Origin of the sequence: Micromonospora sp. NPDC005806, assembly GCF_042871425.1 — a bacterium.
Classification (GTDB): domain Bacteria; phylum Actinomycetota; class Actinomycetes; order Mycobacteriales; family Micromonosporaceae; genus Micromonospora.
Genome location: NZ_JBIAIL010000040.1, coordinates 1 through 23,964, shown reverse-complemented (window position 1 = coordinate 23,964; position 23,964 = coordinate 1). Strand labels below are relative to the sequence as shown.

Below are 23,964 nucleotides of genomic sequence, written 5' to 3'. Positions count from 1 at the left end.
GTCGTTCAACAGCGCCGTGCCCCGGGCGGTCCGGTGACCGCCGAGACGACCGGGGTACGACTCGACTGCGACGGGCCGGTCGCGACGGTCACGTTGTGCCGGCCCGACGTGCTCAACGCCCAGACCCCGGCGATGTGGCGCGCGATGAGCGAGTTCTCCCGGGAGCTGCCCGGCGACGTCCGGGTCGTCGTCGTGCGCGGCGAGGGGCGGTCCTTCTCCGCGGGCCTCGACCTGTCGGTGGCCCGCACCTCCGGCCCGGGCTCCTTCGCCGAGCTCGCCACCCTGCCCGAGCAGGAGTGCGCCGAGCGGATCGCCGAGTTCCAGGCCGGCTTCACCTGGCTGCACCGACCGGACGTGATCTCGATCGCCGCCGTGCAGGGCCACGCCATCGGCGCCGGCTTCCAGCTCGCCCTCGCGTGTGACCTGCGGGTGCTCGCCGAGGACGCCAAGCTCGCCATGGCCGAGGTGACCCTCGGCCTGGTCCCCGACCTCGCCGGCACCAAGCGCCTCGTCGAGCTGGTCGGCTACTCCCGCGCCCTGGAGATCTGCGCCACCGGTCGTCGGATGGATGCCGCCGAGGCGGACCGGATCGGACTGGCCACCCTCGTCGTGCCGAACGCCGAGCTGGACGCCGCGGTGCGGGACCTGACCGCCGGCCTGCTGGCCAACAACCGGGACGCGACCGTGGAGATCAAGGCGCTGCTCACCGGGGCGGCCGGGCGTACCCACGCCGAGCAGCAGCGCGTCGAGCGCGAGGCGCAGACCCGCCGGCTGCGCGATCTGGCCGGGCGGGGAGAATAGTAAGGACCGTTCGGGAAGATCCGGGTTACTCGCGAGGTTGTCGTAGTCGTCGGGAGAATTGACCCGACGGCCCAGCGCCGCCCGACGACCCGGAGGTGACGAGTGTCCAACCACATGGCCGGTGGCGGCATGGCCGGCTGGAGCATGCTCCGGTCGATGCGCGATCGCGATCAGGTCTCCACCCACCAGCTCAAGCGCGGCACCGCCAAACGGATCGTCGCGTTCGCCCAGCCGTACCGGCGCGACATCGTGATCTTCCTGATCACCGTGGTGATCGCCGCGGTGGTCGGGGTGGCCACCCCGCTGCTCGCCGGTGACGTCATCGACGCGATCGCCAAGGGTGGCCCCGACGCGCGCTCGACGGTGGTCCGGCTCGCCCTGATCATCGCCGCGTTGGCCGTCGCCGACGCGCTCTTCTCCCTGGCCCAGCGGTGGTATTCGGCCCGGATCGGGGAGGGCATCATCCTCGACCTGCGGACCCGGGTCTATGACCACGTCCAGCGGATGCCGCTGCAGTTCTTCACCCGTACCCAGACCGGTGCGCTGGTCAGCCGGCTCAACAACGACGTGCTCGGGGCCCAGCGGGCGTTCACCTCCACCCTGTCCGGGGTGGTCAGCAACGTCATCCAGTTGGTGCTCACCGCCGGTGCGATGCTCATCCTCTCCTGGCAGATCACCCTGCTGGCGCTGGTGCTGCTGCCGATCTTCATCATCCCCGCCCGCCGGGTCGGCCGGCGGCTCGCCGAGATCACCCGCGAGTCGTACAACCTCGACGCGAAGATGAACGCGACGATGACCGAGCGGTTCGGCGTGGCCGGCGCGCTGCTGGTCAAGCTCTTCGGCTCGCCGGAGATGGAGGCGGCCCGGTTCGCCGGCCGCGCGGAGCGGGTCCGGGACATCGGCATCCAGTCCGCCATGTACTCGCGGACGTTCTTCGTGGCGATGCTGCTGGTCGCCTCCCTCGCGCAGGCCCTGACGTACGGCCTGGGCGGGTGGCTCGCCGTCACCGGCGCGGTCAGCGCCGGCACCGTGGTCAAGCTCGCGCTGCTGCTCACCCGGCTCTACGGGCCGCTCACCGCGCTCTCCAACGTCCGGGTCGACGTGATGAGCGCGCTGGTCTCCTTCGACCGGGTCTTCGAGGTGCTCGACCTGCGCCCCGGCATCGAGGAGAAGCCCGACGCCGTGCCGGTGCCCCGGGGCAGCGGCCGGGTCGAGTTCCGCGACGTGCGGTTCCGCTACCCGAGCGCCGCCGAGGTGTCGCTGGCCTCCCTGGAGGAGGTCGCCACGCTGGACCGTACGGTCAACGAGCCGGTGCTCAAGGGCGTCTCGTTCGGCGTCGAGCCGGGGCAGATGGTCGCCCTGGTCGGTCCCTCCGGCGCCGGCAAGTCGACGCTGTCCATGCTGATCTCCCGGATCTACGACGTCTCCGACGGGCAGGTGCTCGTCGGCGGCGTGGACGTCCGGGACGCCACCCTCGCGTCACTGCGCGACGAGATCGGCGTGGTCACCCAGGATTCCCACCTGTTCCACGAGACCATCCGGGAGAACCTGCGCTACGCCAAGCCGGACGCCACCGACGACGAGATCTGGGCCGCGCTGGCCGGGGCGCAGGTCGCCGACCTGGTCCGCTCCCTGCCCGACGGCCTGGACACCACGGTCGGCGAGCGCGGCTACCGCTTCTCCGGCGGCGAGAAGCAGCGCATCGCCATCGCCCGGCTGCTGCTCAAGGCCCCGTCGATCGTCATCCTCGACGAGGCCACCGCGCACCTGGACTCGGAGAGCGAGGCGGCGGTACAGCGGGCGCTGTCCGTGGCGCTGACCGGGCGTACCGCGCTGGTGATCGCGCACCGGCTCTCCACCGTCCGCGACGCCGACCAGATCCTCGTCCTCGACGAGGGACGGATCGTCGAGCGTGGCCGGCACGAGGAGTTGGTCGCCGTCGGCGGCCTCTACGCCGAGCTCTACCGCACCCAGTTCGCGGTCACCGACTCGCCCACCCCGTACGCCGAGGCCGACCAGCCGGAGCAGGTCGTCACCACCGTGCCGCTCGGCACGTACGTGGCGCAGGAGGCGCTGCCGCCCGCGGCTGCCAACTAGGCGCTCGCGGCGGCGCGCAGCTCGCCGAAGGCGGCACCGAGCGTCTCCGGGGTGAAGTGGGCGTTCAACCCGCTCGGGTTGGGCAGCACCCAGAGCCGCGCGGGTCCGAGCCGCTCCGGCTGCGCGCCGAAGCCGGCCTTGGGTCGGGCGAAGCCGATCCGGTAGGCGGTCACCCCGACCACCGCCACCCAGCGGGGCCGGTACCGCTCGACCTTGCCGGTCAGCAGTTCGGCGCCCTCGACGAGTTCCTCGGCGGTCAGCTCGTCGGCCCGGGCGGTGGCCCGGGCCACCAGGTTGGTGATGCCGAGGCCGAGGCCGGGCAGTTCGTCCTGCTCGCTGGGGTGCAGCTGGCGCGGGGTGAAGCCGCCCCGGTGCAGGGCCGGCCAGAACCGGTTGCCCGGCCGGGCGAAGTTCCAGCCGGTCGCCGCCGACCACAGCCCCGGGTTGATCCCGACGAAGAGCACGTCCAGCCCGGGCGCGATCACGTCCGGCAGGAGCTTGTCGGCCGCCGCTGCCAGCTGCTCCTTCGTCGGCCGGGGATACCGCCGCGCGGCCGGCGGCAGGCCCGCCCGGCCCGGCTCGGCCGCGGTCACAGGCCGCGCAGCGCGCCGCCGTCGACCGGCACGGTCACCCCGGTGACGTAGCCGGCGGCGGGGGAGAGCAGGAAGGCGGCCACCCGGCCGAACTCGGCCGGCTCGCCGATCCGGCGCAGCGGGATCGACGCCTCCGCCTCGGCCCGGGCCCGCTCCGGATCACCGGCGGCGGCGAACAACTCCCGGTTCCGGTCGGTCATGATCCGCCCGGGCAGCAGACCGAACACTCGGACGCCGCGCGGGCCGTACTCGTCGGCGACGTCCTTGGCCACCCCCGTCAGACCGGGGCGCAGGGCGTTGGAGATGCCGAGCCCGGGCAGCGGCTCCCGCGCCGACGTGGACAGGACCAGCCCGATCGCGCCGCCGTCGGTGAGCGCGGCGGCCACCGTACGGACGATGCGGACGCTGCCCAGGAAGACCGTCTCGAAGGACTCCCGCCACTGCTCGTCGCTGATCTGGGCGGCGGTGCCCCTGGGTGGCCCGCCCACCGAGACGAGCGCCCCGTCCAGCCGCCCGAACTGTTCGCGGGCCGCGAGCACCAGTCGCTCCGGGGTACCCGGGTCGGTCAGGTCGGCGGTCAGCCCGATCGCCCGCTCCGCCCCGCCGAGCGCCTCGACCGCCGCGGCCACCTGCTCGGGCACGCGGGCCGAGAGCACCACCCGGGCACCGTCGGCGACGAGCTGTTGGGCGGCGGCGAAGCCGAGGCCACGGGAGGCGCCGGTCAGCACGTACACCCGGTCGGCGAGTCCGAGATCCATGAGGCCGATCCTGCCGTACGCCGGGACGCCGTGCCAGCGAAGCTCAGCGGTGGCCCGGGCGGAGCAGGCGTACCCGGCCGGCGACCTGCACCGCGACGGCGCCGCCGGCCCGGGCGACGGCCGGCAGCCGGCGGGGCCGGGGCGGGGTGCGGCCGTCGTAGCGGGCGGTGGCGTCGCGGGTGGCCAACTCCTCGGCGCCCAGCGGCGGCAGCGTGCCGTGGTCCCGCAGCTCCCGGGCCAGGTCCCAGCCGTCGCGCAGCGACCCGTTGGTGGGGCGTCCCGCGGCCCAGCTGGCGAAGGTGTTCGGCCAGCCGGCGCCGAGGCCGGCGGCGAGCAACGGCCAGTGCCGCGCCACGTCGCCGGCCCGCTTGCGCAGCAGCGCGCGGCGTGCCGCCGCCACCGGCGCCGGGGCGAACCCGGGTGGCAGCGGACCACCGGCGACCAGCGCGGCGACCAGCTCCGCCTGCCGGGCGGCGAGGGTGCCGCCCGGCCCGGCCGAGGTCGGCCGGTCGGGGCGGCCGGTCACGTGACCACCGGGAAGCCGGACGCGGCCGCCAGCGCGTCGAGTTCCCCGCGCAGCTCGGCGGCGGGCGGGTAGTGGCCGTCGCGTTCCAGCAGCAGCGCCGGGGGCCGGTGCCGGGTGCACAGCTCGCGGACCAGGTCGAGCACCTCGGCGGGGACCGGATCAGTGTGCGTGTCGTGGTAGAAGCCGCCCTGTTCCGCGCCGCCGGCCACGTGGACGTAGGCGATCCGGTCCAGCGGGATCCGGTCCAGCAGGGTGCGGGGGTCGCCGCCGCGGTTGCGGGCGTTGGCGTGCACGTTGGCGATGTCGAGCAGCAGCAGCGCCCCGGTGGCGTCGAGGATCTCGGTGAGGAAGTCGGCCTCGTCCAGCTCGTCGTCCGGCCAGTCGAACAGCGCCGCGATCGGTTCCAGCGCGAGCGGCACCGGCAGTTCCGCCTGGGCTCGCCGGACGTTCGCCACCACTGCGGCGACCGCCTCCCGGCTGCGTGGCAGCGGCAGCAGGTGGCCGGCTTCCACGCCGCCGGCCCGGACGAACGCGATGTGCTCGCTGACCAGCGGCGCGTCCACCGCTGCGGCCACCCGGGCCAGGTGCGCCACCCGGGCCGGGTCGACCGGTTCCGCGCCGCCGAGGGAGAGCTTCACCCCGTGCGGTACGACCGTGACGCCGCGCCCGCGCAGCTCGGCGAGCCCGTCCGGGAGGGGCCCGGCCGAGGCGACCGTCTCCGCGACCACCTCGACGAAGCGCAGCCCGGGCAGGTCGGCGACGAAGCCGGCGATCTCCGGCCGCCACCCGATGCCGACCCCGCTCGGCCCACTCATCCGCCGCACCCACCTCCGCCGCAGCCCCCGCCCCCGCCGCCGCCGCAGGAGCTGCCCCCGGTGCCGCAGGAGCTGCCCCCTCCACCGGACGAGCCGCCGTATCCGGAGGAGTAGCCGCTGCCCGCCAGAGCCTGGTACTTGACCTGGGCCTGCTCGGCGAACTCCGCGTCAAGGACCCAGAGTGACGCGGTGCCGAAGAGCGCCACCCCCATCGCGGCCTCCGCGCTGCCGTAGGTGGTGTACGCGGGACGGGCGGCGGGGGAGAGGTACGTGTGCTTCTGTCGCAGCCCGGTCAGGGCGAGGTGCCCGGCCCGGGTGCCGTTCGGGAGTGGCCACAGCACGATCAGCAGCAGGCCGAGCGCCAGCACGCTGAGGATCAGATATCCCGTCGGGTGACCGGCCGACAGCCCCGCCACGACCCGAACCAGACCGACCACCAGCAGCACCGCCAGGGCCAGCACCCCGGCCCGGGCGAACCGGCGCTGTCGCTGGCTGACGAGCAGCCCCCGCTGTTCGAGGCTCTGACGTAGTCCGGTCAGTGCTCTCGCGACCTGCGGGTCGATGCGCAGGTCGCGGGTTCGCGCCCCTCGGGCGGCGGCCCGGTGGAGGGCCTGCTCCAGCGGCGTCATCCCGGTGCTCGCGTAGCCCGTCGACTCCAGCCGCCCTCTGGCCCGCACGCCGACCACACCCGCCCGGTGCAGCCCGGCGAGCGCGGTCCAGAGTGCCAGCTGCTCACCGCCGCTGAGGTAGGCCGCCGACTCGGCGTCGACCGGATCCTTCGGGGTCCGCCCACGGCGCACCAGGTGCCGGTGGACTGCACAGGTTAGGAGGATCGCGGCCGCCGCCGCGACATAGATCGTGAGGAAGACGGGGCCTGGGATGCCCCAGGTGTCACCCGACGACGCCAGCACCGTCATGGCCTGCTCCTGTACCGCGAGGGGAATCGCGGCTTCAGTGTGGAGCAGCCCCGCCAGGGTGGATCCGGCCCGCCGGCCGAGTTACCAGACTGAGATGCCGCCCGTGGGCCGGGGTGGCGGGTAGGCCGAGCGGTCGGTCAGTGCCGGCGGACGGCCTCCTCGACCAGGTCGAGCACCCGGCCCAGGTCGCCGGCCGGGCGGCCCATCGCCAGGTGCAGCACCAGCCCGTCGTACGCCAGCTCCAGGAACTGGGCCAGCACGTCGATCGGTACGTCGTCGCGGAGCACCCCGGCCTCCCGCTGGCGGAGCAGGCGCTCGCGGGTGGCCTCGGCGATCGCTGCCGAGCGTTCCGCCCAGCGCTTGGCGAACGCCGGGTCGGTGCGCAGCCGCCGGGAGACCTCCAGCTGGCTGCCCAGCCAGCCGGTGGTGTCCGGGGAGACCGCCCGGGCGAGCAGGTCCCGCATCACCTGGACCAGGCCGTTGCGGGCGACGGTCTCCACCATCACGGCGGCGTCGTCCTCGGCCACGGCGAGGAAGAGGGAGTCCTTGTCCCGGAAATGGTGGAAGATGGCGCCGCGGGACAGCCCGGTGGCCTCCTCCAGGCGGCGGACGGTGGCGCCCTCGTAGCCGTGCCGGGCGAAACACGCCCGGGCCGCGGCCAGGATCTCCTGCCGGCGCGCGTCGAGCTGGTCCTGACTTACTCTGGGCACGCACCGATCGTCCCAGGTACCCCCGGCTGACGCAAACCGTACGTACGGCTTGAGATGCGGTTCGCATGATCATCCGGGCCGGGTGATGCGGTTAGGATCGCCCGGTGACCCAGGCCGCACCCCTTCCCGCCCGTCCGCTGACCGTGGCCGCCGTGCAGGCCACGCCGGTCCCCGGCGACGTCGCCGGCAACGCCGTCGAGGCCGCGCGGCTCGTCGGCCGGGCCGGCGACGCCCGCGTCGTGGTGCTGCCGGAGCTGTACCTGCCGGCGTACCACCCGCCGACCCTGGCCGCCGACCCCGCCGGCACCGACGTGGCCGCCGATCCGCACGGCCGGGTCGACGACCCCCGGCTGGACCCGCTGCGGGCGGCCGCACGGGACGGCGGGACGACCGTGGTGGTCGGGGCGGCCGTGCGGCACCCCGACCGGCGGCGCACGATCTCCGCTCTGGTGGTCGACCCGACCGGCGCGGTGCACGCGGCGTACGACAAGCAGCAGCTCTGGAGCGGGGAGCGCGAGCTGTTCGACGCGGGCCGGCGCGGCGCCACCCTGCTGGTCGACGACTGGCGGTTCGGCCTCGGCATCTGCTACGACGGCTGCTTCCCGGAGCACGGCCGCGCGGCCGCCGACGACGGCGCCCACGGCTACCTCTGCCCGAGCGGCTACCTGGCCGGCTCGGCGCACCGGCGCGACCTGTACTACGCCGCCCGCGCCCTGGACAACACCATGTACGTCGTCTTCGCCAACGCGGTGGACGGCGCCGACCCGTGGCGGTTCAACGGCGGCGCCGCCGTGTACGACCCGGAGGGGCGGCCGCTGGCGCGCGGCGCCGACACCGGAGCGGACGTGCTGGTGGCGACGCTCGACCCGGCCGCCCTGGCGGCCACCCGCGCCGCGCACACCATGCTCGGCGACCGCCTGCCCGACCAGGGGCTCCCCCGAACGACGCTGCTCGGCTGACGGACGGCGCGGGGGCTCTCGGCCCCTGTCGGTCGTGCACCTCGGTCCCGTAAGGTTCCCGCGTGCCGTTGCTCCTGCTCGACCTGGACAACACCCTGCTCGACCGCGCCAGGCCGTTCCGTGCCTGGGGAGAGCGCTTTCTGGACAGCATCGGCGCGCCCCCCGCCGACATCGACTGGCTGCTCTCCATCGACGCGGACGGGCTGACCGACCGGTGGGACGTCGCGGACGCCATCCGGGACCGGTACGGGCTGACCATCCCGTCCATCGACCTGGTCGAGGAGCTGCACGACGGGGTGGTGGCGTACACCCGGCTGGACCCACTGGTCGCCTGCGCGCTGCGGATCGCCGAGGACGCCGGCTGGGTGCCGGTGGTGGTCACCAACGGCGTGGTCCGCCAGCAGGAGGCGAAGATCCGGCGCACCGGCCTGGACCGGTACGTGGCTGACTGGGTGATCTCCGAGGAGGCCGGCGTCAGCAAGCCCAACCCCCGGATCTTCGCGCTCGCCGCCCAGCGGGTCCGGATGCCGCTGCGCGGCGCCTGGGTGATCGGGGACAGCCCGGAGGCGGACATCGGCGGGGCCAGTGCGGTCGGCCTGCCCAGCGTCTGGCTGCACCGCGGACGGCGCTGGTCGGACAACCGGTTCGCGCCCACCCGCACCGTGGACGGGCTGATCGCGGCGGTGGCCACCGTGCTGGCCGGCTGACCGCAGGCGCCGCGCCCCGGTTAATTCGGTTGACCCGTCCGGGCCGGCCGGTGAGCATGGGGCCGCGCGATGGCGCAGCCGGGCGGCGCCCGGTCGAGGAGAGGAGGTCGGTCATGGCCGTCTTTGCAGGGTCTTTCCGCCTGCCTCCACCAGCCTCGATCGAAGGATCAACCCACCCGTGCGTGAACACGACTTCCCGGCGCCGCAGCGCCGTGGCCGCGGCAAGAGCCGCTTCGACGACGACGAACCGTACTTCCTGAAGCGGGGCCGGCACGCCGAGCCGGTCCTCGCCGAACCCGACGACGAGCCGGCTCCCGAGGACGGCTGGTCCTCCTGGGACGAGGCCGTGCACGGGCCCGAACCCCATCCCGAGTGGCTGGTCACCGAGCTGGCCGCGAAGGACACCGAGCTCGGCGTGCTGAAGACCGGCAAGGAGGCAGACGTCCACCTGGTCCGTCGAGCCGTGCCGGGCACCGACCGCTCCTGCCTGCTGGCGGCCAAGCGCTACCGGGACGCCCAGCACCGGCTCTTCCACCGGGACGCCGGCTACCTGGAGGGGCGTCGGGTCCGCCGGTCCCGGGAGATGCGGGCGATGGCCGGGCGGACCGCGTTCGGCCGGCAGATGATCGCCGGGCAGTGGGCGGCGGCCGAGTTCGGTGCCCTGGCCCGGCTCTGGGAGATCGGCGCTGCCTCCGGGCGGATCGCCGTGCCGTACCCGGTGCAGCTGCTCGGCACCGAGCTGATGCTGGAGTTCGTCGGGGACGCTGAGGAGGGGCAGGCCGCGCCGCGGCTGGCCCAACTCCGCCCCGACGCTGCCGAGCTGCGCGACCTGTGGGAGCAACTGGTCGACGCGCTGGTCGTGCTGGCCCGGGCCGGGTACGCGCACGGCGACCTGTCCCCGTACAACCTGCTGGTGCACGGGGGGCGGCTGGTCATGATCGATCTGCCGCAGGTGGTCGACGTGGTGGCCAACCCGCAGGGGCCGGAGTTCCTCACCCGGGACGTCCGGGTGGTCGGCACCTGGTTCGCCGCCCGGGGGCTGCCCGACGCGGCGGCCGACCCGGCCGAGCTGACCGGGCTGCTGCTGCGGGAGGCGGGGATCCGCTGAGCGCGGCGCGTCCCGGGCGGGGTCCTCCCGCCCGGGACGCGACCGCGTGGGTCCGGTGTCCGCGCCCGGACGCGGGCGCGGTCGGTCACTGGAGGTAGCGCTCGACCTCCGAGAGCGGTCGCTCACCCTGGGCGTCCGGGTCGCCGTGCGCCTGGCGGGCCGCCCGCCGGCGGCGCAGCAGGTCCCAGCACTGGTCGAGGGACTCCTCCAGCGCCCGCAGGCGCTCCCGCGCCTCGTCGTCGGTGCCGGCCTCGTTCTCCTGCGCGGCCGCGCGCAGCCGGTGCTCCTCGTCGACGAGTTCGGTGATCCGGTTCAGGATGGTCTTGTCGTCCATGCCCGAAGCTTGGCACAGGGGGCGGTGCCGTGCCCGGGTTCTCCGCGCCCGCCGTCCGCGTCGTGGCGGGTGAAATGCGGTCGCCCCGGCACCGCGGCCCCGGATAGCTTCCCCGCCATGTCGCTCACGGTCCGTCCCTTCCGGCCCGCCGACGCCCCCGCCGTCGCCGGGGTGCTCCGCGCCGCCGCGCCGTACCAGCTGGTCACCCCGGAGCTGATCGCGTGGCAGGCGGCCTCCGCCCCGGCCGCCGAGCGGTACGCGCTGCTGGTCGCCGAGGACGACTCCCGGTCGGAGTCGGCCGGCGAGCCGCTGGGTGTCGCCCGTACCGGGCTGCTGCACGAGAGCGCGGAGCCGGGGCTGGGCTTCGCCAACGTCAGCGTGCACCCGGGGCGGCGCGGCCGGGGCGCGGGCGCCGCGCTACTGGCCGCCGCCGAGCGCCGCCTCGCCGGGTTGGGTGTGGTCACGGCGTACGCGAAGGTGGCCGACGACCCGGTGGCGGTGGCCTTCGCCGAGCGGCGGGGTTACCGGCGCAGCCGGCAGGCCCTGCAGCTGCGCCTGGAGCTGGCCACGGCGACGCTGCCCGACCTGCCGGCGGCGCCCGGCGTGGAGCTGGTCACGGCGGCCGACCTGGCCGACCCGCGCCCGGTGTACGAGGCGGACCTGGCTGCCGCCGCCGACGAGCCGGGCGACGCGCCGATGGACGACATCAGCTATCCCGACTGGCTGGCCGCCTACTGGCACCGCCCGGATCTGGACCGGGAGCTGACGTCGATGGCCATGGTGGACGGTGTGGTGGTGGCGTTCAGTGTCGCCCTGACCGACGGCGGCGACGGCTACCAGTCCGGGATGACCGGCACCCGGCCCAGCCACCGCCGGGCCGGCCTGGCCGGGTTGGTCAAACTCGCCTCGCTGCACCGGGCGCGACGGACCGGTCACCGGTACGCGGTCACGACCAACGACGCCGGCAACGACGCGATGCTCGCCATCAACCGCCGCCTGGGCTACCGCACGGTCGGTGCCGAATGGCGTTACCTGCGGGACCTTTCCGGCTGAGCATTTCTGGCCGGTCCATTATCGACTGTGGGAATGTTCACTAGTGAAATATTTTCCCGTCCCGTCTTCTACTCATGCCTCCCGCCTGGCATGCTCGGCGGCGACGTCACGGGTCATCGGCGCGTCGCAACACTGAGTTGCCCCGGAGGGCTCACGTGGACCAACCGCACCCGGCGACCGAGCCCACCGGATCGTTCCGCCCCGGCCCATCCATCCATCCATCGTGGAGGGCGTGGCATCCCGAAACGATTTCGTTTCCGCTCTGGAAAGATCAGCCCACTCGATGGCATGCTCTCCCGAAGGTCCGCACACCACGAGTGAGCGGGCCGTTGCGGTTCGTGAGTGAGTGTCCGAAGGAGGATTCCGTGCAGGTGACCCATGGCTGAGGCAGCCAATCCTCGGGGCGCGGCCGGCCGACCGCGCATCGCACCCCTACGTCGTACGGTCCGCGGGCTGCTGCGGGACCCGCTGGGCACCCTGGTCGCGCTCGCCGACGGGGCACCGGGCCAGGTCGTCCAGCTCAACCTCGGCACGATCCGCCCCTACCTGGTCGCCGAGCCCGCCCACGTCCAGCACGTGCTGCGGGACAACGCCGCCAACTACACCCGCGCCGGCAACAGCATGATGTGGAAGTCCGTCCGCAAGCTGGCCGGAGACGGCATCCTCTCCGAGGGCCCGGCGTGGGAGGACAGCCGCCGGCGGCTCCAGCCGCATTTCACCGCCAAACGGATCGACGTCGTGGTCGAGGACCTGAGCCGGGCGATCAGCGAGGCCGTCGACGAGCTGGCCGGGCCGGCCCGCGAGGGCAGCCCGGTGGACGCCGCGACGGAACTCTCCCGGATCATCTGCCAGGCGGTCATCCGGGTCTTCTTCGGTGACAAGATCGGGGTCGCCGACGGCGTCCGGGTGGTCCGCGAGCAGGACACCGTGGCGACCGCGCTCCGGTTCCGGCTGCTCGCCCCGTTCCTGCCGGAGGCCGTGCCGATGCCCGGGGACCGGGCCTTCCGCCAGGCGGTACGCAACATCGACGACATCCTGCTGCCGCTGGTGCGCGCCGAGCGGGCACACCCGGACGGCGGGGACGACATCCTGGCCGCGCTGGCGCGGGCCCGGGACGCCGACGGGCGGGAACTGTCCGAGCAGCGGGTCCGCGACGATCTCGTGTCCATGTTCGCCACCACCACGGAAACCACGTACGTGGTGCTCACCTGGCTCTTCCCGCTGCTGGAACAGCTTCCCGACATCGCCGCCAGGCTCTATGAGGAGATCGACCGGGTGGTGGGCCCGGGCGACGTGATCAGCCGCGAGCAGCTCGGGCAGCTCCACTACACCCGGATGGTGCTCGACGAGCTGCTGCGGACGTTCCCGTCGGGCTGGCTCGTGCCCCGGACGGCCATCGCCGACGACGTCATCGGCGACACCCGGATCCGCGCCGGCGGCACCGTGATCCTCAGCCCGTACGTCACCCAGCGGCTGGCCCGGTTCTGGGAGCGGGCGAACGTCTTCGACCCGGAGCGGTTCGCGCCCGACCGGCCACGGCGATCCCACCGGTACGCCTACTACCCGTTCGGTGGTGGCGCCCACCAGTGCATCGGACAGTACCTGTTCCAGTTGGAGGCCCCGCTGATCGTGGCGACGCTGTTCAGCCGGTTCCGGTACCGGTTACGCACTCCCGGCATGCCGAATCCGCAGCTCGCCGCGTCGCTGCGACCGCGGGAGCGGGTGTCGATGGTGATCACGCCGCACCGCGAACGGGTACCGGCGTGAGCCCACTGGCATCCGTCAGCGCCGGAACCGGGGAGCTGCGGGAGGCGTTCGAGCACGGGCGCGTCTGCGCCCTCGCCGCGCAGGGACAGCGTGACCTGCAGCGCTGCATGACGGAGCAAGCGGATCTCTTCGGCGCCGAACCCTTCGACGCCGCCCTGGCCAGCAGCATCGCCCTGACGATGGCCTTCAGCGCACCCTGGTGCGACGCCGCGGAACTGCGGCTCGCCAACCGCTCCGTGTTGTGGTGCTTCGCGCTGGACTGGCAGGTGGATCACGAGATGGGCTCCGCTGTCGACCTCGACCTGCTGGTGCGACGTCAGCGGGCGGTTGCCGACGGCGGGTCGGCCGAGCCGGACGACCCACTCGGCCGGTTCCTCGCCGAGTTGCGCGTGGAACTGGCCGCCGGGCCCGCGTTCGCCACGATGCACGGGGTGTGGCGGGACGCGGTCGACCGGACGCTGGTCGCGATGCGCCGGGAGTGGCACTGGCGTGCGGATGCCCACCGCCCCGGGCTGGACGAGTACCTGGCCAACGCCGACAACCTGGCCTCCACCATGGTCAACGTGACCCACTGGGCCGGCGTCGGCGGGCCGCAGGCGCACGCCCTCCTCGATCGGCTGGTGGCCGCCAGCGACGCGGTGCAACGGGCACTGCGACTGGTCAACGACCTGGCCAGCTACGAGCGGGACCTGCGCTGGGGGGACCTGAACGCCCTGATGCTGGTCGAGGACCGGTCGGTCGTCGACCAGGAACTCGCCGACCAGGTGCGGCAAGCCACCGGGCTCATCGACGAGCTGCGTCCGGACGTCCCGCGGGAGGCGGCCTACCTCACCCGCCAACTCGGGTACGCCAGCGGGTTCTACCGGTTCACCGACTTCTGGGGCATCGTATGAGCCCGACGTTGTCGGCGGGGGACGACGCCCGGGCCGAGGGCGTGCCGGATCCCTCCGAACCCGCGGGTGCGGTCTCCCGCCTGATCGCGGACGTGGTCGCGGCGCCCTCGGGTCGTTCGTCCGCGTCGCCTTACGAGACGGCCCGACTGGTCGCGTTGGCGCCCTGGCTGAGCTACCACGCCGAGCGGATCCGCTTCCTGCTGGCGGGGCAGCGCGTCGACGGCGGCTGGGGCGGGCCCGAGGGCTACGCCCTGGTGCCCACGCTGAGCGCCGTGGACGGGTTGCTGGCGACGCTGGACCGGGACGCGCCGGCCGGCTGGTCCCGCGAAGGCGTGCTGCACGCGGTCGACCGGTCCCTACGCCTGCTGCTGGACCCGCTGGCCGGTCCGGCGGCCTTCCCGACGCCCGACCTGCCGGCGTGCGATCTGATCGTCCCGGCGCTGGTGGAGCGGATCGGCGAGCGTCTGGCCGACCCACCCGAGGAACTGGCCGCCTGGCGGGGGGTCCACCCGCCGATGCCCGCCGGCATGGGACGTCGCCGGCTGGACGCGGTCCGGCGGCTCGTCCACTCCGGTTCCCCGGTCCCGCAGAAGCTGCTCCACGCCCTGGAGGTCCTCGGCCCCGCCGCCGAGCGTCTCCCGTCCGTGGTGCCCACCCCGCCAGGTGCCGTCGGCGCCTCTCCGGCCGCGACCGCCGCGTGGCTCGGCGCACCGGACGGGCGCCGACACCCCGCCGTCCACTTCCTCGATCGGGTGGTGGCCGACTGTCAAGGCCCGGTCCCCTGCGCCACGCCGATCACGGTCTTTGAACGGTCCTGGGTGCTCAGCACGCTGGTCCGCGCCGGCGTGCCGGTGCCGATGGTGACACCATTCGCCGCCGGACTGCGGGAGGCACTGGGCCCGGAGGGCGCCGCGACCGGCCCCGGCCTGCCCGCCGACGCCGACACCACCGCGGCGAGCCTGTACGCCCTGGCGGCGGTCGGCTGCCCGGTCGACCCGTCCTGCCTGTTCCGGTACGACCTCGGCACGCACTTCTGCACCTGGCAGGGGGAGGACGGGGCGTCGGTCAGCACCAACGCCCACGTGCTGGAAGCGCTCGGCCGGCCGGCGGGTGGGACCGACGTCCGGGCGGTGTCGGCGGCCCGCCGGGTGGCCCGCTGGCTCCTCGACCAGCAGCGCCCGGACGGTTCCTGGTCGGACCGCTGGCACGCCTCCCCCTACTACGCCACCGCCTCGGCGGTGTCCGCCCTCAGCACTCACGCTGAACGGCAGGTGGCGCCGGCGGTCGAGCGGGCGGTCGACGGGGTGCTCGAGAGCCAGCACGCCGATGGATCCTGGGGACGCTGGGGCGGCACGGCCGAGGAGACCGCCTACGCCGTGCAGGTGCTGATGGCAGGGCGCCCCCGGCCGGAGACGGATGTCGCGCTCGCCCGAGCGGTCGGTCACCTGCAGGTGGCAGCCGCCACCCAGCATCCACCACTGTGGCACGACAAGGATCTCTACCATCCGCCGCTGATCGTACGGGCTGCCGTCGTCGCCGCGCGGAAGCTGGCGGGTGAGCGTCTTCACCGCGTGGCCGGGGTCGGTTCGTCAGTTCCCGCCATCTCTTGATCGACACTTCTTGAGTGAGGTTCGGGACACTGCTAGCGTGCGCCAGGGCCGGCTTCGAGCGTTTCGGCCAACCCCGAGACGTCAGTCAGGATCAGCCAGGGACGGTGTGATGGGTTCCCGCAGTACACGCTTGCGCACCAAGGTTGTGGCCCTGCTGGTCTCGCTCGTTGCGCTCTGGGCGTTCGCGGCCTGGGTGACCCTTCAGGACGGACTGAACGTCCTCGGCGTGCAGACGTTCGACGCCCAGATCGCCGAGCCGAGCGAGCCGCTGCGTACGGCGCTGCAGCAGGAACGTCGGATGTCGGTGGCGTATCTCGGTCAGCCCTCGCCGAAGCAGGCCGTGCAGTTGCGCGAGCAGCGCCAGCGCAGTGAGCAGCTGGCGGCCACCTTCGTGGAGTCCGCCCGCTCCTGGCGGGCCCGGGCAGCCGCCAGCGACGAGCTGATGCAGCGGATCGACGAGGTGGCCAACCAGCTCGATTCCCTGGGCCCGGTTCGCGACGAGGTGGCCGGCCGCTCCATCGATCGGGGAGCTGCCGCGGCCGCCTACAGCCGCGTCCTGGATTCGCTCTTCCGGATGTACGCCTCACTGGGCAAGCTCGACGACGAGGAGATCGCCAAGGACACCTCGACCCTCACCCAGCTGGTGCGGGTGCGCGAGCTGATGTCCCAGGAGGACGCCCTCTACGCCGGCGTGGCGGCGGCCGGCCGGATCACCGACCAGGAATATGCGCTGTTCGCCCGGCTGGTCGGGGCGCAACGGTTCCTCGCCTCCGAGGCGATCGCCGAGCTGCCGGCCGCCGACCGGGACCGGTACGTGCGGATGACGGAGGACCCGTCCTTCACCCGCCTCCGAGCGATCGAGGACCGGCTCGTGAAGGACGGGCGGCCGGACCGTCCGCTGCCGGTGGAGGCCGGCGAGTGGCAGGCGGCCATCACGCCGGCGCTGGACCAGCAGGAGGCCACGGTGCTGGCCGCCGGCGACGCGCTCGTCGGCCGGGCCACCCCGGTGGCCGTCTGGGTGATCGTCCGCATGGTGCTCGCCGCGGGCCTCGGCCTCATCGCTGTCATCGCGTCCATCGTGGTCTCGATCACCACCGCGCGGGCGTTGGTCCGGCAGCTCGAGCGGCTGCGCGAGGCCGCGTTCCGGCTGGCCAACGAGCGGCTGCCGGGCGTGGTGGAGCGGCTGGGCCACGGCGAGGAGGTCGACGTCGCCCGGGAGGCGCCCCCGCTGGAGTTCGGTGACGACGAGATCGGGCAGGTCGGCAAGGCGTTCAACGCCGTGCAGGAGACCGCCATCCGGACCGCCGTCGAGCAGGCCGAGCTGCGCCGCAGCGTCCGCGAGGTCTTCCTCAGCCTGGCCCGGCGGACCCAGGCGCTGGTCCACCGTCAGCTCACCCTGCTCGACGCGATGGAGCGCCGGGAACACGACGCGGAGGAGTTGGAGGACCTGTTCCGCGTCGACCACCTGGCGACGCGGATGCGGCGAAACGCGGAGAACCTGATCGTCCTCTCCGGCTCCACGCCTGGCCGGGCCTGGCGGCGGAACGTGCCGATGGTGGACGTGGTCCGCGGCGCGGTGGCCGAGGTCGAGGACTACACCCGGGTGAACGTGCTGCCGCTCGGTCCGGTGTCGCTGACCGGCCGCGCCGTCGGCGACGTCATCCACCTGCTGGCCGAGCTGATCGAGAACGGCCTGTCCTTCTCACCCCCGCACACCACCGTCGAGGTGCGCGGCCAGCTCGTTGCGAACGGCTTCGCCATCGAGATCGAGGACCGAGGTCTCGGCATGAGCGGGGAGGAGCTGGTCGCGGCCAACGACCGTATCGTGGACCGGTCCGAGCTGAACCTGGCCAACGCCACCCGGCTCGGCCTGTACGTGGTCAGCCGGCTGACCGAGCGGCACGGCGTGAAGGTGCAGCTCAAGGAGTCTGCGTACGGCGGCACCACGGCCGTGGTGCTGATCCCGGTCGAGCTGGTCACCGAGGACGGGGCGGACCCCAACGCGTCGGGCGGCTTCCGGGCGGGCACCGGCAGCCCGTCCCCGCTGGAGGTGCCGGTGGCGCCGGCCGCATCGGAGGACGCCGGATCCGGCGCGGCGGCGGCCGAGCCGGTCGCGACCGCGACGGTGGCCACGGCGGAGGCCCCCGAGGAGTCCGACACTTCGCTCGACCCGGCGGACACCACGACCGAGGCGCCGAACCTCACCCCGTCCGGGTTGCCGGCGCGTACCCGCAAGCGCCAGCCCGCGGCGGACCCGGCCGGCGCGACGGCGGCCGCTCCGCCCGCGGTGGCCTCCGCCGACGCGGCGGCGGACGACGGCGCAGCGGCGCAAACCGGCTCCGGCCTGCCGGTCCGGGTGCGCCAGGCGAGCCTCGTACCCGAGCTGCGCAGTGAGTCCTCCACTGAGGACATCGACGAGGACGACGACCCGGTACGCCCGCCCGAGCAGGTGCGCCGGATGATGAGCTCCTACCAGAGTGGCACCCGACGCGGCCGGACCGACGCCGCGCGGCTGCTCGGCGGGGCGCACGAGGCCGGCGGCGAGCCGGACACCGGAGACGGGCAGGCGAACTGAGGGGGACGCCGAGCGGCGGATCCCAGATGAGCGACGGCGACACCAGCCGGGGAGAAGAGGACGACGAGTGGCGCAGAAGACGGCTTCGAGCGCGGACCTGACGTGGCTGCTGGATGACCTGGTCAGCCGGGTCAAGGCGGCGGAACACGCTGTGGCGCTCTCCACCGACGGCCTGCTGATGGCTTCGTCACGGGGCCTGAGCCAGGACGACGGCGAGCACCTGGCGGCGATGGCGGCCGGCATCCAGAGCCTGGCCCGGGGCGCGGGCAAGCGCTTCGGCGGCGGCCAGGTGCAGCAGACCATCATCGAGATGCAGTCGTCGTTCCTCTTCGTCACCGCGGCCGGGCGCAACGCCTGCCTGGCCGTGCTGGCCTCCGAGGACGCCGACGTCGGTCTGATCGCCTACGAGATGGCGATGCTGGTAACCCGGGTCGGGCGGTTCGTCGCCTCGCCTACCCGTGACGCGTCCGCCGGCGAGAATCCGGCGCGATGACCGGCCGGGGGGAGCCCGCGGAGCACGAGTGGGTGGACGACCACGCGGGTCCGGTGGTCCGCCCGTACGCGGTGACCGGTGGCCGGGCCCGCCCGGTGACCGGCACGTTCGACCTGATCTCCCTGGTCACGGCGACCCGGGCAGAGGTGGGGTCGGAGTCCGGGCTCGGCCCGGAACACGTGGCGATCGTCGGTCTCTGCCAACGGCTGCAGTCCGTGGCCGAGATCGCTGCCCTTCTCGATCTGCCGGTGGGCACCGTCCGCGTCCTCCTGGGTGACCTGGTGGCCCGCAGCCTGGTGCAGGTCCGTGAGCCGCGCGCCACCCCCGCCGGCCTTCCCGATGACAGTGTTTTCGAGGCGGTAATCAATGGACTACGGGCGCTCTGAGCGGCCGGCGGGTGCGGCGCCGCTGCCCACCGCGATCAAGATCCTGGTCGCCGGCGGCTTCGGCGTCGGCAAGACCACCCTGGTCGGCGCGGTCAGCGAGACCCGCCCGCTGCGGACCGAGGAGGTGCTGACCGAGACCGGCGTCGGCATCGACGACCTTTCCGGGGTGGAGGAGAAGACCACCACCACGGTGGCGATGGACTTCGGCCGGATCACCATCAGCGACGACCTGGTGCTCTACCTGTTCGGCACCCCTGGCCAGGACCGCTTCTGGTTCGTCTGGGACGAGCTGGCGCTCGGCGCGCTCGGCGCGGTGGTGCTCGCCGACACCCGGCGGCTGTCCGACTGCTTCCCGTCGATCGACTACTTTGAGGGACGGGGCACCCCATTCGTGGTGGCGGTGAACTGTTTCGAGGGCGCCAAGCGGTACCGGCTGGACGAGGTGCAGACGGCGCTCAACCTCGACCCGGGCGTACCGGTGGTGCTCTGCGACGCGCGGGAGCGGGAGTCGGCCAAGGAGGTGCTGATCACGATGCTGGAGCACGCCATGAAGCTGCGGGAGGAGCGCCGCCGGGCCGCCGACGACTGACCCCCACAACGCTGAAGGGCCCCTCCCCGCGCGATCGCGGGAAGGGGCCCTTTCCGATGTACGAGGTCAGCTGGCGATCATGCGACGCAGCACGTACTGCAGGATGCCGCCGTGCCGGTAGTAGTCCGCCTCACCGGGGGTGTCGATCCGGACCACGGCGTCGAACTCCACGCCGGTGTCGGTGGTGACCTTCACCGTACGCGGGGTCTCACCGTCGTTGAGCGCGGTGACGCCGCTGATGGAGAAGGTCTCCGTGCCGGTCAGGCCCAGCGACTCGGCGGTGGTGTCGACCGGGAACTGCAGCGGCAGGACGCCCATGCCGATCAGGTTCGAGCGGTGGATCCGCTCGTACGACTCGGCGACGACCGCCTTGACGCCGAGCAGCATGGTGCCCTTGGCCGCCCAGTCGCGGGACGAGCCGGAGCCGTACTCCTTGCCGGCCAGGATGACCAGCGGGACGCGCGCCTCCTGGTACGCCATCGAGGCGTCGTAGATCGAGGTCTGGTCGCCGGTCAAGTGGTTGACCGTGAAGCCACCCTCCACGCCCGGGACCAGCTGGTTGCGCAGCCGGATGTTGGCGAAGGTGCCCCGGATCATGACCTCGTGGTTGCCCCGGCGCGAGCCGTACGAGTTGAACTCGTGCCGCGCCACACCGTGCTCGGCGAGGTACTTGCCGGCGGGGGAGTCCGCCTTGATCGAGCCGGCCGGCGAGATGTGGTCGGTGGTCACCGAGTCGCCCAGCTTGGCCAGCACTCGGGCACCGGCGATGTCCTGCACCGGCTTCGGGGCCCGCTCCATGCCCTCGAAGTACGGGGGCTTGCGGACGTAGGTGGACTCGCCGGCCCAGGCGAAGGTGTCGCCGGTCGGGGTCGGCAGCGACTGCCAGCGCTCGTCACCGGCGAAGACGTCGGCGTACGCGGAGCTGAAGCCGGTGGCGCCGATCGCCGAGGCGATGACGTCCTGGATCTCGGCGGTGTTCGGCCAGATGTCCCGCAGGAACACCGGGTTGCCCTGGCTGTCCTCGCCGATCGGCTCGTTGGCCAGGTCGATGTCCATGGTGCCGGTGAGCGCGTACGCGACCACCAGCGGCGGCGACGCCAGGTAGTTCATCTTGACGTCCGGGTTGATCCGGCCCTCGAAGTTCCGGTTGCCGGAGAGCACCGAGACGACGGCCAGGTCGCCCTCGTTGACCGCGGCGGAGACCTCCTCCGGCAGCGGGCCGGAGTTGCCGATGCAGGTGGTGCAGCCGTAGCCGACCAGGTTGAAGCCGAGCTTCTCCAGGTACGGCGTCAGGCCGGCGCGGTCGTAGTAGTCCATCACGACCTTGGAGCCCGGGGCCAGGGTGGTCTTCACCCACGGCTTGCGGGACAGGCCCTTCTCCACCGCGTTCCGGGCCAGCAGCGCGGCGCCGATCATGACCTGTGGGTTCGAGGTGTTGGTGCAGGAGGTGATCGCGGCGATCACCACGGCGCCGTGGTCCAGCTCGTACTCGACGCCGTCCTCGCTGGTCACCCGGACCGGGTTGGTGGCGCGCCCGCCGGCGCCTGCCGCCGCGGTCTCCAGGTCGCGCGGCTCGTCGGCCGGGTCGCTGAACTCGTTGGCCGGCGGGTCGCTGGCCGGGAAGGACTCGGCGCTGGCCTCGTCGGCCGGGCCGTTCGCGCCGCGGGGCAGTTCCTCGCGCGCCACGCCCGGCTTGATCTCCTTGTCGCCGCCCAGGTCGCCGGCGGCGACGTAGTCGGTGAGCGCGGAGCGGAACAGGGTCTTGGCGCTGCCCAGCGGCACCCGGTCCTGCGGGCGCTTCGGGCCGGCCAGGGACGGCTCGATGGTGCTGAGGTCCAGCTCCAGCCGCTCGGAGTACTGCGGCTCGCGGTCCGGGTCGTGCCAGAGGCCCTGCTCCTTGGCGTACGCCTCGACGAGCGCGACCTGCTGCGGGTCGCGGCCGGTGAGCTCCAGGTAGCGGACGGTCTCGGCGTCGATCGGGAAGATCGCGACGGTGGAGCCGTACTCCGGGGACATGTTGCCGATGGTGGCCCGGTTGGCCAGCGGCACCGCGCTCACGCCGGGGCCGTAGAACTCGACGAACTTGCCGACCACGCCGTGCCTGCGCAGCATCTCGGTGATGGTGAGCACGAGGTCGGTGGCGGTGGTGCCGGCCGGCATCTCGCCGGAGAGCTTGAAGCCGACGACCCGCGGGATCAGCATGCTGACCGGCTGGCCGAGCATCGCGGCCTCGGCCTCGATGCCGCCGACGCCCCAGCCCAGCACGCCCAGGCCGTTGACCATCGTGGTGTGCGAGTCGGTGCCGACCACGGTGTCCGGGTAGGCCTGGCCGTTGCGCTCCATGATCGTGCGGGCCAGGTACTCGATGTTGACCTGGTGCACGATGCCGGTGCCCGGCGGGACGACCTTGAACTCGTTGAACGCGGTCTGGCCCCAGCGCAGGAACTGGTAGCGCTCCTTGTTGCGCTCGTACTCCAGCTCGACGTTGCGCTGGAAGGCGTCCTCACGACCGAACAGGTCGGCGATGACGGAGTGGTCGATGACCAGCTCGGCGGGGGCGAGCGGGTTCACCTTGGTGGCGTCGCCACCGAGGTCGCGGACGGCCTCCCGCATGGTGGCCAGGTCCACGACGCAGGGCACGCCGGTGAAGTCCTGCATCAGCACCCGGGCGGGGGTGAACTGGATCTCCACGCTCGGGTCGGCGGTGGGGTCCCACGCGCCGAGCTGCTGGATGTGGTCGGCGGTGATGTTCGCGCCGTCCTCGGTCCGCAGCAGGTTCTCCAGCAGGATCTTCAAGCTGTAGGGCAGCCGGTCGTGGCCCTCCACCTTGCCGATCTTGAAAATCTCGTAGCTCGCGTCTCCGACGCGTAGCTGGGTCTTCGCACCGAAGGTGTCGAGGCTCGCCACGTCGTACTCCTTCACACCAGCGACCGTGAGTAGTCCTGAGCAGTCTGTCGCACCGGCCGGGGTGTTGCCGTGGTTAGGCAACACTTACCTGGGCTCGGCGGCTAACAAAACCGTACGTCCGTCTTGCTATTCGCGCAACCTCATGCCAGGGTTCGGGACGAGGAGGTGCTCACCATGATCCATCACGTCCTGCTCGCCTGCCCGCGCGGCTCCGAGAATCGCTCCCGGGCCTTCTACGTCGGCCTGCTCGGCATGACCGAGAAGGCCAAGCCCCCGGCGCTCGCCGCCCGCGGCGGTTGCTGGTTCACCGGGTACGACGCCGAGCTGCACCTGGGCGTCGAGGACGACTTCAGGCCGGCCCGCAAGGCGCACCCGGCGCTGCTCCGCCCCGACCTGGACGCGCTCGCCGCGCGGCTGACCGCCGCCGGGCACCCGGTCACCTGGGGTGATGAGGAGATCCCCGGCATGCGCCGGTTCCACACCCACGACCCGCACGGCAACCGGCTGGAGTTCCTCGCCCCGGCCGGCTGACGGCCACTCCCCGTTGGCACGGTCGCGGGTAGGGTTCGAGGTCGGATCGGAAGGGGTGGGCGTGGTCGACGTACAGCACTGGCTCTCCGCGCTTCCCCCGGGGGTGGTCTACCTGATCGTCGCCGGGGTGATCGGCGTGGAGAGCATGGGCGTCCCGCTGCCCGGCGAGATCGTGCTGGTCAGCTCCGCCCTGCTCGCCGCCACCGGCGTGGTCGAGCCCCAGTGGGTGGCCACCGCCGCCGCGGCCGGCGCCATCATCGGCGACTCCGTCGGGTACGCGGTGGGCCGGCGCGGTGGGCGCCCCCTGCTGGAACGGCTCGGCCGGCGCTTCCCCCGACACCTCGGCCCCGCGCACCTCGCCCGCGCCGAACAGAGCTTCGCCCGGCACGGTGTCTGGGCGGTCTTCTTCGGCCGGTTCGTGGCCCTGCTGCGGATCCTCGCCGGGCCGCTCGCCGGCGCGCTGCACGTGCCCTACCGCCGGTTCCTGCTGGCCAACGCGGCCGGCGGCCTGGTCTGGGCGTTCGGCACGACGTACCTGCTCTTCACAGTGGGGCGGGCGGCCGAGCACTGGCTCAAGGACGTCTCCTGGGCCGGCCTGGTGCTCGCCGTGCTCGCCGGCCTGGCCAGCACCTGGTGGCTGCGCCGACGCGCCCGCCGACTGGCGGCGACGGAACCGACCGAGGCGGCCGAGCCGGTCACCGCCGACCGCTGACCGGCGCGGAGACGTCGAAGGGCCCGGCCCCCTTGTGGGGGTCGGGCCCTTCGTGGTTGTGCGGGTTTGTTGCCGTGGATCGTCAGGAGGTGCTGTAGCCGCGGGTGGCGATCCAGTCGGCGA

General features: G+C 73.2%; 23 protein-coding genes. 15 read left to right on the top strand and 8 right to left on the bottom strand.

The genetic code is table 11. From position 1 onward, the window contains the following. The first annotated feature begins 33 nt into the window (after positions 1-33). Positions 34-801 (top strand): enoyl-CoA hydratase/isomerase family protein, encoded by a 768-nt coding sequence (locus ACFYOS_RS29810; protein ID WP_387148644.1) that lies wholly within the window; start codon positions 34-36, stop codon positions 799-801. A gap of 114 nt (positions 802-915) precedes the next feature. Then, entirely contained in the window at positions 916-2,898 is a 1,983-nt protein-coding gene (locus ACFYOS_RS29805) for an ABC transporter ATP-binding protein (protein ID WP_387148718.1), read from the top strand. On the opposite strand, the gene mug is transcribed toward ACFYOS_RS29805, so the two are convergent. The 6 genes from mug to ACFYOS_RS29775 all read right to left on the bottom strand — a co-directional run bounded on the left by mug (position 2,895) and on the right by ACFYOS_RS29775 (position 7,217). After that, positions 2,895-3,491 (bottom strand): G/U mismatch-specific DNA glycosylase, encoded by a 597-nt coding sequence (gene mug / locus ACFYOS_RS29800; protein WP_387148642.1) that lies wholly within the window; start codon positions 3,489-3,491, stop codon positions 2,895-2,897. The genes ACFYOS_RS29805 and mug overlap by 4 nt on opposite strands. Continuing rightward, positions 3,488-4,249, bottom strand: a complete 762-nt coding sequence (locus ACFYOS_RS29795; RefSeq protein ID WP_387148640.1) for an SDR family oxidoreductase — start codon at positions 4,247-4,249, stop codon at positions 3,488-3,490. The genes mug and ACFYOS_RS29795 overlap by 4 nt, the downstream gene beginning before the upstream one ends. Positions 4,250-4,292: 43 nt before the next feature. After that, positions 4,293-4,775, bottom strand: coding sequence for a hypothetical protein (locus ACFYOS_RS29790; protein WP_387148638.1), 483 nt, complete (start codon positions 4,773-4,775; stop codon positions 4,293-4,295). Next, a complete protein-coding gene (locus ACFYOS_RS29785; RefSeq protein ID WP_387148636.1) occupies positions 4,772-5,590 on the bottom strand; it encodes a DUF692 domain-containing protein in 819 nt (272 codons plus the stop codon). Before ACFYOS_RS29785 ends, ACFYOS_RS29790 begins: the two co-directional genes overlap by 4 nt. Further along, positions 5,587-6,507, bottom strand: coding sequence for a TIGR04222 domain-containing membrane protein (locus tag ACFYOS_RS29780; protein WP_387148634.1), 921 nt, complete (start codon positions 6,505-6,507; stop codon positions 5,587-5,589). Before ACFYOS_RS29780 ends, ACFYOS_RS29785 begins: the two co-directional genes overlap by 4 nt. A gap of 137 nt (positions 6,508-6,644) precedes the next feature. Further along, the gene (locus ACFYOS_RS29775; protein WP_073837960.1) at positions 6,645-7,217 is read right to left on the bottom strand and encodes a TetR/AcrR family transcriptional regulator; all 573 of its coding nucleotides are present in this window, start codon (positions 7,215-7,217) and stop codon (positions 6,645-6,647) included. 104 nt (positions 7,218-7,321) lie between these two features. Between ACFYOS_RS29775 and ACFYOS_RS29770 the strand changes: the two genes are divergently transcribed. The 3 genes from ACFYOS_RS29770 (at position 7,322) to ACFYOS_RS29760 (ending at position 9,991) form a co-directional block, all read left to right on the top strand. Continuing rightward, entirely contained in the window at positions 7,322-8,176 is an 855-nt protein-coding gene (locus ACFYOS_RS29770; protein ID WP_387148631.1) for a carbon-nitrogen hydrolase family protein, read from the top strand. A gap of 62 nt (positions 8,177-8,238) precedes the next feature. After that, a complete protein-coding gene (locus tag ACFYOS_RS29765) occupies positions 8,239-8,883 on the top strand; it encodes an HAD family hydrolase (RefSeq protein WP_387148629.1) in 645 nt (214 codons plus the stop codon). Positions 8,884-9,061: 178 nt separating this feature from the next. After that, on the top strand, positions 9,062-9,991 hold the full coding sequence (locus tag ACFYOS_RS29760; RefSeq protein ID WP_387148627.1) for a serine protein kinase RIO: 930 nt from the start codon (positions 9,062-9,064) through the stop codon (positions 9,989-9,991). 85 nt (positions 9,992-10,076) lie between these two features. On the opposite strand, the gene ACFYOS_RS29755 is transcribed toward ACFYOS_RS29760, so the two are convergent. Continuing rightward, positions 10,077-10,325, bottom strand: coding sequence for a DUF2630 family protein (locus ACFYOS_RS29755; RefSeq protein WP_387148625.1), 249 nt, complete (start codon positions 10,323-10,325; stop codon positions 10,077-10,079). Between the two features lie 117 nt (positions 10,326-10,442). On the opposite strand from ACFYOS_RS29755, the gene ACFYOS_RS29750 reads away from it, so the two are divergent. The 8 genes from ACFYOS_RS29750 to ACFYOS_RS29715 all read left to right on the top strand — a co-directional run bounded on the left by ACFYOS_RS29750 (position 10,443) and on the right by ACFYOS_RS29715 (position 19,691). After that, the gene (locus ACFYOS_RS29750; RefSeq protein WP_387148623.1) at positions 10,443-11,378 is read left to right on the top strand and encodes a GNAT family N-acetyltransferase; all 936 of its coding nucleotides are present in this window, start codon (positions 10,443-10,445) and stop codon (positions 11,376-11,378) included. A gap of 378 nt (positions 11,379-11,756) precedes the next feature. Beyond that, complete coding sequence (locus ACFYOS_RS29745) at positions 11,757-13,145, top strand: cytochrome P450 (protein WP_387148621.1); 1,389 nt, start codon at positions 11,757-11,759, stop codon at positions 13,143-13,145. Continuing rightward, positions 13,142-14,038 (top strand): terpene synthase, encoded by an 897-nt coding sequence (locus ACFYOS_RS29740; RefSeq protein ID WP_387148619.1) that lies wholly within the window; start codon positions 13,142-13,144, stop codon positions 14,036-14,038. The genes ACFYOS_RS29745 and ACFYOS_RS29740 overlap by 4 nt, the downstream gene beginning before the upstream one ends. After that, the gene (locus ACFYOS_RS29735) at positions 14,035-15,648 is read left to right on the top strand and encodes a prenyltransferase/squalene oxidase repeat-containing protein (RefSeq protein ID WP_387148617.1); all 1,614 of its coding nucleotides are present in this window, start codon (positions 14,035-14,037) and stop codon (positions 15,646-15,648) included. Before ACFYOS_RS29740 ends, ACFYOS_RS29735 begins: the two co-directional genes overlap by 4 nt. Before the next feature lie 109 nt (positions 15,649-15,757). Further along, positions 15,758-18,223, top strand: coding sequence for a nitrate- and nitrite sensing domain-containing protein (locus ACFYOS_RS29730; RefSeq protein WP_387148615.1), 2,466 nt, complete (start codon positions 15,758-15,760; stop codon positions 18,221-18,223). A 67-nt stretch (positions 18,224-18,290) separates the two neighbouring features. Further along, on the top strand, positions 18,291-18,716 hold the full coding sequence (locus tag ACFYOS_RS29725) for a roadblock/LC7 domain-containing protein (RefSeq protein ID WP_387148613.1): 426 nt from the start codon (positions 18,291-18,293) through the stop codon (positions 18,714-18,716). Then, on the top strand, positions 18,713-19,102 hold the full coding sequence (locus ACFYOS_RS29720; RefSeq protein WP_387148611.1) for a DUF742 domain-containing protein: 390 nt from the start codon (positions 18,713-18,715) through the stop codon (positions 19,100-19,102). Before ACFYOS_RS29725 ends, ACFYOS_RS29720 begins: the two co-directional genes overlap by 4 nt. Beyond that, a complete protein-coding gene (locus ACFYOS_RS29715) occupies positions 19,083-19,691 on the top strand; it encodes an ATP/GTP-binding protein (RefSeq protein WP_387148609.1) in 609 nt (202 codons plus the stop codon). Before ACFYOS_RS29720 ends, ACFYOS_RS29715 begins: the two co-directional genes overlap by 20 nt. A gap of 66 nt (positions 19,692-19,757) precedes the next feature. On the opposite strand, the gene ACFYOS_RS29710 is transcribed toward ACFYOS_RS29715, so the two are convergent. After that, a complete protein-coding gene (locus tag ACFYOS_RS29710; protein WP_387148607.1) occupies positions 19,758-22,613 on the bottom strand; it encodes an aconitate hydratase in 2,856 nt (951 codons plus the stop codon). A 159-nt stretch (positions 22,614-22,772) separates the two neighbouring features. Here ACFYOS_RS29710 and ACFYOS_RS29705 point away from each other — a divergent pair, with 159 nt between their 5' ends. Together ACFYOS_RS29705 and ACFYOS_RS29700 are read left to right on the top strand one after the other, a co-directional pair. Further along, a complete protein-coding gene (locus ACFYOS_RS29705) occupies positions 22,773-23,129 on the top strand; it encodes a VOC family protein (protein WP_387148605.1) in 357 nt (118 codons plus the stop codon). Between the two features lie 61 nt (positions 23,130-23,190). Further along, positions 23,191-23,841, top strand: coding sequence for a DedA family protein (locus ACFYOS_RS29700; protein WP_387148603.1), 651 nt, complete (start codon positions 23,191-23,193; stop codon positions 23,839-23,841). The last annotated feature ends 123 nt before the right edge of the window (positions 23,842-23,964 follow it).